Origin of the sequence: Sporomusa aerivorans, from assembly GCF_041428895.1 — a bacterium.
GTDB classification, from domain to species: Bacteria; Bacillota; Negativicutes; order Sporomusales; family Sporomusaceae; genus Sporomusa; species Sporomusa aerivorans.
In genome coordinates this window covers 4694571-4707088 of record NZ_CP156926.1, presented here as the reverse complement: position 1 = coordinate 4707088, position 12518 = coordinate 4694571, and the positions used below count along the sequence as shown (strand labels likewise).

7 protein-coding genes are annotated in these 12518 nt (G+C 51.0%); 6 read left to right on the top strand and 1 reads right to left on the bottom strand.

Annotation, left to right across the window (positions count from 1 at the left end; all coding sequences use genetic code 11):
* Nucleotides 1-16: 16 nt before the first annotated feature.
* The 5 genes from SATMO3_RS22700 (at nucleotide 17) to uvrA (ending at nucleotide 9067) form a co-directional block, all read left to right on the top strand.
* On the top strand, nucleotides 17-1153 hold the full coding sequence (locus SATMO3_RS22700) for a murein hydrolase activator EnvC (RefSeq protein WP_371372040.1): 1137 nt from the start codon (nucleotides 17-19) through the stop codon (nucleotides 1151-1153).
* Nucleotides 1154-1317: 164 nt separating this feature from the next.
* On the top strand, nucleotides 1318-2454 hold the full coding sequence (locus SATMO3_RS22695) for a S41 family peptidase (protein WP_371372039.1): 1137 nt from the start codon (nucleotides 1318-1320) through the stop codon (nucleotides 2452-2454).
* Nucleotides 2455-2678: 224 nt separating this feature from the next.
* Nucleotides 2679-3920, top strand: coding sequence for a PDZ domain-containing protein (locus SATMO3_RS22690; RefSeq protein WP_371372038.1), 1242 nt, complete (start codon nucleotides 2679-2681; stop codon nucleotides 3918-3920).
* Nucleotides 3921-3936: 16 nt separating this feature from the next.
* Entirely contained in the window at nucleotides 3937-6021 is a 2085-nt protein-coding gene (uvrB, locus tag SATMO3_RS22685; RefSeq protein ID WP_371372037.1) for an excinuclease ABC subunit UvrB, read from the top strand.
* Between the two features lie 211 nt (nucleotides 6022-6232).
* Nucleotides 6233-9067 (top strand): excinuclease ABC subunit UvrA, encoded by a 2835-nt coding sequence (uvrA, locus tag SATMO3_RS22680; protein WP_371372036.1) that lies wholly within the window; start codon nucleotides 6233-6235, stop codon nucleotides 9065-9067.
* A gap of 53 nt (nucleotides 9068-9120) precedes the next feature.
* Here uvrA and SATMO3_RS22675 read toward each other — a convergent pair whose 3' ends face one another.
* Entirely contained in the window at nucleotides 9121-10443 is a 1323-nt protein-coding gene (locus SATMO3_RS22675) for an acetyl/propionyl/methylcrotonyl-CoA carboxylase subunit alpha (protein ID WP_371372035.1), read from the bottom strand.
* A gap of 143 nt (nucleotides 10444-10586) precedes the next feature.
* On the opposite strand from SATMO3_RS22675, the gene uvrC reads away from it, so the two are divergent.
* A complete protein-coding gene (gene uvrC / locus SATMO3_RS22670) occupies nucleotides 10587-12428 on the top strand; it encodes an excinuclease ABC subunit UvrC (protein ID WP_371372034.1) in 1842 nt (613 codons plus the stop codon).
* The last annotated feature ends 90 nt before the right edge of the window (nucleotides 12429-12518 follow it).

Here is a 12518-nt window from a genome sequence, read left to right as displayed (position 1 = left end):
TCTAGGAGGGAGAAGGTTGCGAGTTAGAAAGTTTGTTTCTTTAGGGCTGGCTGTTACGCTGGGCGTTACCGTGCTGGGGACGGCGCTGGCCGACGAGATTGGCGATAAACAACGGGAGCTGGAAGGTATTCAGCACCAAATGGAACGGCAACAGAACAAAATGGCCGAGGCGCAGCAGCAGGTCACTAGTGTTTCCGGCCAATTGCAGGCCATCCAGGGGGATCTGGATACCGCCGCCGGTGAATATAATACGGCTGTATCCAAACTGGCTGCCACCGAGCAGCAGATCACCGCTAACACCGAGCTGTTAGCCAGGGTGGAGAAGAATCTGGCCGAACGCACCCAGATTCTAAATAAACGCATGCGCGATATTTATAAAAACGGTCAGGTCAATTACCTGGATGTGCTGTTTGGGGCGACCGACTTTGCTGATTTTACGACAAGGGCGGATTTATTAAAACGGGTGTTCAACCAGGACCTGACGCTTGTCGCCCAGGTCAAGGCCGAACGCGAGCTTGTTGTTGAGAAACGGGCTGAACTTGAACGGGATAAAGCGGCCATATCCGAAATAAAAGCTGAGATTGCGGCGAAAAAAGCACTTATTGAGACCCGGAAGAAAGAACGGGAAGCCGTGCTTGATGCGGCAGTCAGCGAACGGGATACGGCTGAGCAGGCTTATCAGGAATTGATGGATACTTCGCGGCAGATTGAGCAAATGATCCGTAATATCCAGTCCGGCAAGCAAATTCAGGGGCCTGCCAGCGGCAGCGGCGCGCTTATGTGGCCGGCATCCGGGCCCATTACTTCACCGTTCGGCTGGCGCACCCACCCGATTTTCGGTACCCAGCGCTACCACAGCGGCATAGATATTGGCGCCGATTACGGGGATGCGATCGCAGCAGCCGACAGCGGCGTGGTTATCTTTAGCGGCTGGATGGGCGGCTATGGCAAGGCTGTAATCATTGATCACGGTGGCGGGATATCCACGTTATATGCTCACAATTCCGAACTCTTAGTGGAAGAAGGCACCAGAGTACAGAAAGGGCAGACCATTTCCCGCTGCGGTACGACAGGGTATTCGACCGGTCCGCACCTGCATTTTGAAGTGCGGGAAAATGGCACGCCGGTAAGCCCGATGAACTACTTGCCATAATTTGGTCAATGGCATTGCCAGGTTTTACCCTTTCGTGTGCACCGCATATTAATATGCGGTTTGGCATATAGTTAGTTATATATTTGGTAATCAAACTGGGTTGGAGTGCACTCGCGGCTATCACACATGCGAACCTCGAACTCACGATTCTGCGAGGTGTATTGATGAGTCGCCGTAAATTAGTTTTTGGTGCAGTATTGTTAGTCTTAGTGACTTTTTTGGTCACATCGGCCGGATTTTTGTACTTGATGAATGCCTGGTCCTCGGATGTTGTCAGTACCATTCGCGTGCTAAGGGCACTGCAGGTTGTCAAATCCCGTTATGTTGAAGAAGTGCCTGTGGAAACACTGATGGCCGGGTCAATCAAAGGCATGGTCAATTCCCTGAACGACCCCCATTCGGTGTACATGGACGCCAAGATGTTTAAAGAATTTATGATTGAAACCGAAGGTTCCTTTGGCGGTGTCGGTATTGTCATCGGCACAAAGGATAAACAACTGACAGTTGTAGCGCCGATTGAGGGGACCCCCGGTGAACAGGCCGGCATCAAGAGCGGCGATCAAATCATCAAAATCGATGGTCAGGATACCAAGGATCTGGCGTTGGATGAAGCGGTAAACAAGATCCGCGGCCCGGAAGGCAGTCAGGTTGTCCTGACAATCAGCAGGGGTCAGGAGATTCAGGACTATACGCTCACCCGGTCCAATATTCAGATCAAAACAGTAGCCGGTAAAATGCTGGAAAATAACATTGGCTATATCCGCATTTCTATGTTTAATGAGAACACAGGCAACGATTTTGTGCGCAAACTTCAGGAACTGGAGAAGCAGGGCTTAAAAGCCATTGTGCTTGACTTGCGTGATAATCCTGGCGGTCTGCTTGATGAAAGTGTCAAGGTAGCCAGTCAGCTTGTTCCCAAAGGTCCGGTTGTGTCGGTGGTGACGCGGGATGGCCGGCGGGAAACGCATTCTTCCAATCTGGCAGCTCCCAAATACCCGGTTGCCGTACTGGTAAATGGCGGCAGTGCCAGCGCTTCGGAGATTGTTGCCGGTGCTGTACAGGATACCGGGGTGGGTACTTTGATCGGCACGAAAACATATGGCAAAGGCTCCGTGCAGACGGTTATCCGGCTGGACGAAGGCTCAGCCATCAAACTGACTATTGCCAAATATCTTACCCCCAAAGACAGATCCATCAACGGTGTGGGGATTGAACCCGATATTAAGATTGAACTGCCTGAAACCAGGGACAAAGATGTCCAGCTTGATAAGGCAATCGAGGTCTTAAAAGGAAAAATGTAAAATAGGTAGAGTTCTAGTACAAACTAGTCTAAGGTTGGTTTATAGCTGCTATAAACCAACCTTATCTTCATTACAAACCGTACATATGTTCTTGACAAGCGGCACGACAGGCTGTAAACTCGAACTAAGCAACGCGTCGCCGCTGGCGTTTATCTGCGCTTTATTAATTATCCTGCCTGTAAATTTTATGGGCTACTTATATACTTCATTGAGGTGAGGACAAGTTGTTCCCATGGTCTGATATTACATTACTCATTGTCCGCGGTGCGTTAGGCGTGCTGTTTGATTTCAACTTCTGGCTGATTTTAGCGCTGGTTGGCTATCAGTATTGGCAAATGCAAAAGCGGCAGCGGCAAATGTTTGGGGTTTACAACTACACGCTGACACAGCAGATGATGCTGGCCGGCGCCTACGGTTTGCTAGGGGGGATCGCCGGCAGCTGGCTCTTGACCCTTGTCGGTGTTACACTCAATCAACTGGGGCTTAATTATATCTGGCCGGTTGCACTGGCGCTTATGCTGGTAAATATGCGTTTTCTGTGTTTTGCCTATGCGGGAGGGCTTGTAGCCTTGTCCAATGTGCTGTTTGGCTGGCCAAACGTTAACGTCCCGCAGGTGTTGGCGCTAGTTGCCGTGCTGCATATTACGGAAAGCTTGCTTATTGCCGTCAGCGGCGGGTATAGCGCCATGCCGATGATTATTAAAAGAGCGGACGGCCGGCTTGTCGGCGCTTTCAGCCTGCAAAACTTCTGGCCGTTGCCATTAGTTATTCTGGCTGCTGTGGCCGTACCGGAAAGCACTGTGCCAGGTGGCATTATCAAAATGCCGGAGTGGTGGCCGCTGCTACCGCTGGCTGAGATGCCTCCGGCCGACTCGCAGTGGATTTATGTTATGGCGCCGGTGGTGGCCGCCCTGGGTTATACCGATATGGCGATTGCCAGTTTGCCAAGAGAACGGCGGCGACGGTCAGCCCTCCATTTGGCAGCCTATAGCATTATCCTGCTCATAATGGCTTTGATGTCGGCCAAATATCCCTGGCTGCAGGCTATTGCCGCCATAATGTCGCCGGTTGGCCATGAATTTCTCATTCAACTGGATAACCGCCGGGAGATGGAAGCTCCGCCCCGGTTTGTACCGCCGCCTGCCGGTTTGATGGTACTGGATACTGTTGTTGATACGCCGACGGCAAAAGTGCTCGTACCGGGAGATATCATTCTGAGTCTCGGCAGCCAGCCTGTTAATAGCCGGTATGATCTGGCTGCAGCCATTAGTTATGCGCCCGAAAAATTTAGTATCGTTTTTGAACGCAATGGCAAGCAGCTTATTAAAAACCTTAGCTTTAAAGGCAATGAACGCCGTTTGGGAGTGATTTTGGTGCCTGACGGGGATGAGACGGTTTACGCCGAAATGTCAGACGAACGTTACGGATTAATTGACTGGCTAAAAGATAAATATAAAAAGCGGTAGAAGATAGGTGATAAATATGGCAACCGTGCCCAAACTTAATACAGTGCATCTGGAAGGCAGCATTCCGTTTCTGATACAAGCGCCGTTCGATCCCACCGGTGACCAGCCGGCAGCCATTGATCAACTGGCGGCAGGCATCAAGCATGGCGACGCCGCCCAGGTGCTGCTGGGAGCCACCGGGACAGGCAAGACCTTCACTATGGCTAAAGTCATTGAAGCCGTACAGAAACCTACCCTGGTAATTGCTCACAACAAGACGCTGGCAGCACAGCTGGCCAGTGAGTTTAAAGAGTTCTTCCCCAATAATGCCGTTGAATATTTCGTCAGTTACTATGACTACTATCAGCCTGAGGCTTATATTGCCCAGACGGACACGTATATTGAAAAAGACGCTTCGATAAATGATGAAATTGATAAATTACGCCACTCGGCCACCAGTTCGCTGTTTGAGCGGCGGGATGTTATTATCGTAGCCAGTGTCTCCTGTATCTATGGCTTAGGCTCCCCTGACGAATACCGTGGCCTGGTACTCTCACTCCGGCAGGGGCAGATTAAAGACCGGGATGAGATCCTGCGCAAACTGGTAGCTATTCAATATGAGCGTAATGATTATAATTTTACGCGGGGTACCTTTCGCGTGCGCGGCGATATTGTTGAGATTTTTCCGGCTGCTTATGGAGAGAAAGCTTTGCGGGTGGAACTGTTTGGCGATGAGATAGAACGTATTTTAGAAATTGACACAGTTACCGGTGAGATTGTGGCTGAACGCAAGCATATTGCTGTTTATCCGGCCTCCCACTATGTTACTTCCCGGGAGAATATGCTGCGGGCCGTCGAGGACATCGAAGCCGAACTGGATGACCGTCTGGCTTATATGCGGGCCAATGGCAAACTGCTGGAAGCGCAGCGTCTTGAGCAGCGCACCCGTTATGATCTTGAGATGATGCTGGAGATGGGGTATTGTTCGGGGATCGAAAACTATTCGCGCCACCTCACCAAACGCCAGCCCGGCGAATCGCCCTATACACTTGTTGACTATTTCCCCGAGGATTTTTTAATCGTTATTGACGAATCCCATGTTACCTTACCGCAACTCAGGGCGATGTATGCCGGTGACCGTTCGCGGAAAGAGTCATTGGTCGAAAATGGCTTCCGGCTGCCTTCGGCCTTTGATAACAGACCGCTGACATTTGATGAGTTTGTGGACAGAATTAATCAAATTGTCTATGTATCAGCCACGCCGGCGGCCTACGAAATGAAGGCGGCGACACAGGTCGCGCAGCAAATTATTCGCCCGACCGGCCTGATTGATCCAGAAATAGAGGTCCGGCCCATCAAAGGGCAGATGGATGATTTGCTTGATGAAATTAAGCTGCGTTCGGCTGCCAATGAACGGGTGCTGGTGACCACCCTGACCAAGAAGATGGCGGAAAACCTGACAGAATACCTGAAAGGAATGGGTATCAAGGTCAACTACCTTCATTCTGATATTGCCACAATTGAGCGGGTAGAGATCATCCGCGACCTTCGTGCCGGGGTCCATGATGTGCTTATCGGCATTAACCTTTTAAGGGAAGGCCTGGATATGCCCGAGGTATCACTTGTCGCTATTTTGGATGCCGACAAGGAAGGCTTCCTGCGTTCTGAAACTTCGCTGGTTCAAACTATTGGTCGTGCCGCCCGTAATGCGCACGGTAAGGTTATCATGTATGCCGATACCATTACCGACTCCATGCGGCGGGCCATGGGCGTGACCGAACGCCGGCGGGAAATTCAGATGGCCTACAATACGGAGCATGGCATTACTCCCAAGACCATTGAAAAACGGGTAAAAGAACTTATTGAAACAACCAAAGTGGCCGAAACGCCTGCCGAGTATAAAGCAGACCGTATTGGCAGCATGAAACGGGAGGACATGCTTGAACTTGCCGATAACCTGGAAAAAGAAATGCGGCTGGCTTCCAGGCAACTGGAGTTTGAACGGGCAGCCGAGCTTAGGGATATGATCGTTGAACTCCGGCAAAAAGCCGGGGCGGGGCCGGTTAAGGGCAAGGCCAAAGCAGCCGCCGGCGGCAAGAGCGCCAAGCGGCTGAAAAAGTAAAAAACAATGCCCGGCTTAGCCGGGCGTTGGGTTAAATTGCTGCCGTATACTGTTGCTATTGTTAAATTACTATTGTCGGGAAAAGGACAATAGTAATTTAAGGGCAGGACACCGGAAAACCTGCTACCATAAATAATAAATAACTGGTATAATATATTAGTCGAATAATTAATATCAATTAATATATAGTAGCCTGAGGAAAGGAACCAATATGACAGACAGTATTATTGTTAAAGGCGCCAGACAACACAATCTAAAAAACATTGATATAACCATCCCCCGTGATAAGCTGGTCGTCATTACCGGCTTGAGTGGTTCAGGTAAATCATCCTTAGCTTTTGATACTATTTACGCCGAAGGGCAGCGCCGCTATGTGGAATCGCTGTCAGCGTATGCTCGTCAGTTTCTGGGGCAGATGGACAAGCCGGATGTTGATTATATTGAAGGTTTATCACCGGCCATATCTATTGACCAGAAAACAACCAGCCGTAATCCCCGCTCCACTGTGGGCACAGTTACCGAGATTTACGACTATCTGCGCTTGCTGTTTGCCCGGGCTGGCCGGCCCTACTGCCCTAAGTGCGGCAACCCCATCAGTCAGCAGACCGTTGAGCAGATGGTAGATCAGTTGCTGGCGCTGGGGGAAGGGGCCAGGCTGAGCATTATGGCGCCGGTTATCCGCGGTAAAAAAGGCGAACACCAGAAAGTACTGGAAGATATCCGCAAAAACGGCTATGTCCGGGTCCGGGTGGACGGGGAAATCCGTGATATTACCGACGAAATAAAACTGGAGAAAAATAAAAAGCATACCATCGAAGTTGTGGTTGACCGTATTGTCGTGCGTGAAGGCGTAGCCACCCGTCTGGCCGATTCACTGGAGACTTCGCTTACCCTGGGCGGCGGCGTTGTTTCTGTGGATGTCGGCGGCGCCAAAGAGCTGATGTTCAGTCAAAATTTTGCCTGCGTGGACTGCGGCATTAGCCTGCCGGAAATTGCACCGCGCATGTTTTCCTTTAACAGTCCCTTTGGCGCCTGCCCGGACTGCACCGGTCTGGGCAATAACCTGGAGATTGATCCGGCCTTGGTCATTCCTGATCCGGAAAAATCTTTCATTGACGGTGTCATAGCACCTTTAAGCAAAAGCTCAAATTCCTATTTTATATGCCAGTTGGAAGCTGTACTTGAACAATATGGACATAATCTTTATGATACTTGGCTGAAAATACCCGACACACTGAAAGAAATCATCCTTTACGGGGCTGGCCAGGAGAAATTCACGTTTCGCTATGAGAATATGTATGGCGAGAACAAGACCTATCACTCTACCTTTGAAGGCGTAATGCCTTTGCTTTCCCGCCGCCACCGGGAATCTACTTCTGACTGGGCGCGGGAGGAAATTGAAGAATACATGAGTTCGAAACCCTGCCCGGCCTGTAAAGGCGCCAGACTGAAACCGGAGGCGCTGGCCATCAGGGTGGGCGATAAAAATATCTATGAAGTAACCCGGATGACAGTAGCTGAATCCCAGTCGTTTTTCAAGAGCCTGGATCTGACCGAACGCGAGAAAGTCATCGCCAATCAAATCCTAAAGGAGATTAATGCCCGTCTGGGTTTTCTTCTTAACGTAGGGTTGGATTACCTAACGCTCGACCGGGCGGCAGGCACGCTTTCCGGCGGAGAAGCGCAGCGCATCCGGCTGGCCACTCAAATCGGCTCAGGTCTGGTAGGCGTATTGTATATTCTGGACGAACCCAGTATTGGTCTTCATCAGCGGGATAACAACCGGCTCTTGGATACGCTGAAGCATTTGCGCAATCTCGGCAATACCCTGCTGGTGGTTGAGCATGACGAAGACACCATGTATGCCGCCGACCATATTATCGACATTGGTCCGGCGGCCGGCGCCGGCGGCGGTGAAATTGTCGCCGAGGGAAATGTGGAACAAATCAAGGCCTGCGAGGCTTCGGTAACCGGACAGTATCTCAGCGGCGCCAAGGCTATCCCGGTTCCGGCGGTGCGCCGGAAGCCCAATGGCAAATGGCTGGAAGTCATCGGGGCCAAAGAGAACAATCTTAAAAAGATAACAGCCCGCTTCCCGCTGGGTGTGTTTACCGCGGTGACCGGTGTATCGGGTTCCGGCAAAAGTACGCTTGTTAATGAAATCCTGTACAAAGGGCTGGCAAGCCAGCTTTACCGCAGCAGCCACGCCCGTCCGGGCGCGCATGACAGTATTCGCGGCCTGGAATACATCGACAAAATAATTGATATTGATCAGTCCCCGATCGGGCGGACACCCAGATCAAATCCAGCCACCTATACAAGCCTGTTTGATAACATCCGGGAATTGTTCAGTCAGACTTCGGAAGCCAAAATGCGCGGCTACCGGCCCGGGCGCTTCAGCTTTAACGTAAAAGGCGGGCGCTGCGAAGCCTGCAAAGGCGACGGCATTATCAAAATCGAAATGCACTTTTTGCCGGATGTCTACGTGCCTTGTGAAGTATGCAAGGGGGCCCGCTACAACCGGGAGACGCTGGAGATTCGTTACAAAGGCAAGAGTATTGCCCAGGTACTGGATATGGTTGTCGATGAAGCGGTTGAGTTTTTCCAGAACATCCCCAAGATTCACCGCAAGCTGCAAATTCTGCAGGATGTTGGCCTGGGCTATATTAAACTAGGGCAGCCGGCAACCCAATTGTCAGGCGGCGAGGCCCAGCGGATCAAGCTGGCCACTGAACTGGCCCGCCGCAGTACCGGCAAGACCTTGTATATCCTGGATGAGCCGACAACCGGCTTGCATACGGCTGACATCCACCGCCTGCTGGAAGTTCTTCAGCGTCTGGTCGACGGCGGCGATACCGTTGTAGTTATTGAGCATAACCTTGATGTTATTAAAACAGCCGATCATATTATCGACCTTGGCCCCGAAGGCGGCAACCGGGGCGGGGCCATTGTGGCCCAAGGCACGCCGGAGAAAGTGGTTGCCGTACCAGCATCCTATACCGGTCAATTTCTGGCTCCCATTCTGGCCCGCGGCCCGCGCCAATAGAAAAGACAAGACAGGCAGGCTACACTGCCTGCCTGTCTGTTTTAACGTATCCGTCAGGATATCATTTGTTTGCTGATAAACTGAATATCGATTTTTCCCAGCCGGAATAGAGGATTGTTTAGAATTCGTTTGTGAAAATCAATATTTGTTTTTATACCGCTTATGCGGAACTCGTGAAGCGCCCGCTGCATGGTTTTTATAGCCTCGCCGCGGGTCTGACCGCGAACCATGATTTTGGCAATTAGCGGATCGTAGTAGGCCGGGACTTCTGCGCCGGCGCAAACGCCGCTGTCAATGCGAACGTTAGGTCCGCCCGGCTGATGATAAAACTCAATCTGGCCAGGGCAAGGCAAAAAATCCAGATCGGGATCTTCGGCGTTAATTCTGCATTCGATCGCATGACTCTTGATAAGAACATCCTGTTGCTGCAGCGTCAGGGCATCGCCGGCCGCTATAACAATTTGGGTTTTTACAAGGTCTATATCGGTAATTAATTCCGTAATGCCATGCTCAACCTGAATGCGGGGATTGATCTCCATAAAATAAAAATTACCGCTTGCGTCCAGCAAAAACTCCACTGTGCCAATGTTTGAATAATGGACGCTTTTCGCCGCCAATACCGCCAGTTCGCCTACCTTTTGGCGCATGGCCGGAGTAAGGGCGCTGGAGGGGGCTTCTTCCAGAATTTTTTGATTGCGGCGTTGCAGGGAGCACTCCCGCTCGCCCAGGTGAACAATATGACCGTAGTTGTCGGCGACAATCTGTACTTCGATATGGCGGGCAGAGGAAATATATTTTTCGAGAAAATAAGGCATGCCTGCCTGTTTAAGCTGCTTTACCGCCGCTAGCAAATCATTTCTGGAGCCAGCGGCGGCCATGCCGCGGCCGCCGCCGCTGTCAATCGGTTTTACCATGACAGGATAACCAATCTCCTCGGCTGCCTGGATTGTCTCCTCCAAAGTGTTAAGCAAACCGGTTCCTTCCGCCATCGGCAGTCCTGCCTGCCGCATAGCGGTCCGTGCAGCATCTTTGCTGCCGACCTGGCGGATTGTGTCCGCCGACGGTCCGATAAACACCAGGCCATTGTCTGTAACTAATCTGGCAAAATCAGCATTTTCCGACAGGAAACCATAACCAGGGTGGATAGCATCAGCCTCTGCCTTTTTTGCAACCGCAACCAGGGCAGTTGCATCTAAGTAACTGAGTTGCGCTTCTGCAGGGCCGATAGGAATGGCATAATCAGCCAGCCCCACATGCAAAGCGTTTTTGTCAGCGTCTGAATAGACAGCAATTGTTTCGATGCCCAGCTCCTGGCAGGCCCTGATGATTCTGACGGCTATTTCGCCACGATTTGCGATCAGCAGTCTCTTAAACATCGTTTAGACCTCCATTTGCAATATAGTTGCCTAAGCCTGGATGTGCTTAGGACTAATGAGTAGATTATACTACCTGTTGCTAAATAAGGCAATGGCTTGACAATGTATACATTTGACTTGTTGGAAAGGAAGATGCTGTACACATGACCTCTGAAATTGAGGAAAAACTGGCGCTTTTACCAGATAAACCTGGTGTCTATTTAATGAAAGACGAGAAAGGCCGGATTATCTATGTTGGCAAAGCCATTAATCTAAAAAACCGGGTTCGATCCTATTTTCAGTCCAGCCGCAATCACTCCCCCAAAGTACTGGCGCTGGTGGCGCGGATTGCTGATCTGGAATATATCATCACGGCTTCCGAGATTGAAGCGCTGATTTTAGAGTGCAACCTGATAAAAAAGCATCGTCCTAAATACAATATCAGTTTACGGGATGATAAAACCTATCCCTACATTAAGGTTACTAATGAGGATTTTCCCCGGGTATATGCTACCCGTAAAGTAGCAAAGGACGGGGGGCGTTATTTTGGTCCTTATACCAGCGCCGGGGCGGTACACGAAACACTGAAGCTTCTAAAAACTTTATTTCCTCTGCGCTCCTGCCGCAATCTGGATGCCAAACGACCCTGCCTGGAGCACCATATTAAACGCTGTCTGGCGCCTTGCGCGGCTAAAGTCGATAAAGAAGCCTACGGTGAAATGATTAAAGCGGTGGGGTTGTTCCTGGAAGGCCGCAGCGACGCTGTTATTAAGAATCTTAAGCGACTTATGGCCGCAGCGGCCGAAGAACTGGAATTTGAGCAGGCCGCCCGCCTGCGCGACCAGCTTGTGGCTGTGGAGAAGATTGTGGAAAAACAAAATATCGTGACCGGCAGCGGTGATCAGGATGTCATCGGTTTGGCCCGGTCTGCCGCCGGCACTTGTGCCCAGGTATTTTTTATTCGCAGCGGCAAAATGGTGGGACGTGACCATTTTATGCTGAAAGGCAGCGAGGATGAGACCGATGAGAATATTCTGGAAGCATTTGTGAAGCAATATTATAGTCAGGCGGCCTTTATTCCCCGGGAAATCCTGCTGCCGTTTGAGATGGCGGAACAGCATTTGTTGGCCGAATGGCTGAGCAGCGCTAAAGGCGGCCGGGTGCTGGTCGAAACGCCTAAGCGCGGTACGAAAAAGGATTTAGTTAATATGGCAGCAGGCAATGCGGCTACCGTACTCACTGAGCAGGCTGCGCGCCTGGAAGCCGACACCAGCAAGACTTTGGGGGCGGCCGCTGAGTTGGGACAGTATTTGGGACTAAAGGATACCCCTGAACGCATTGAGTGTTTTGATATTTCCCATATTCAAGGCTCGGAGACCGTAGCTTCCATGGTAGTGTTTGAAGGCGGGCAGCCTAACAAAAACGAGTACCGTCGCTATAAGTTAAAAACGGTCGAAGGTAAGCCAGACGATTTTAAATCCATGCAGGAGGTCGTTGGCCGCCGCTACCGGGAGGCATTAGAAAAAGGTCCGATTCCTGATTTGATTATCATTGACGGCGGTAAGGGACAGCTGAATTCCGCACTGCCTATTATTCGCGCTGCCGGCCTTAGCCAGGTGACGGTTGTTGGTCTGGCCAAAGAATTTGAGCACATTTTCCGCGAAGGCATCAGTGACCCGCTCATATTGCCCCGCCACTCGCAGGCCCTTTACCTGGTGCAGCGCATTCGCGACGAGGCGCACCGCTTTGCCATTACCTATCATCGTAAACTGCGTTCCAAGCGCAATATGATTTCTGTACTTGACCATATTCCCGGTATTGGCGCCAAGCGCCGCAAGGCGTTATGGGACCACTTCGGCAGCCTGGCAAAAATTAAAGCCGCCGAAGTGGCGGAATTGGCTAAAGTGGAAGGAATGACACTGCCGGCGGCGGAGGCTGTGTACAGTTTCTTCCGAAATAAGGCAAACGTATCTTCTGGCGGGGGGTTAACTCCATCAGAGGGATAGTTGTTTTGCTAAGGGACTTAGTTCCTCTTAACTTTCTTGCAGCAGCGAGGGTTTTACAGCAGGCCGGTTGCCGGATAATAATTTGCAAGA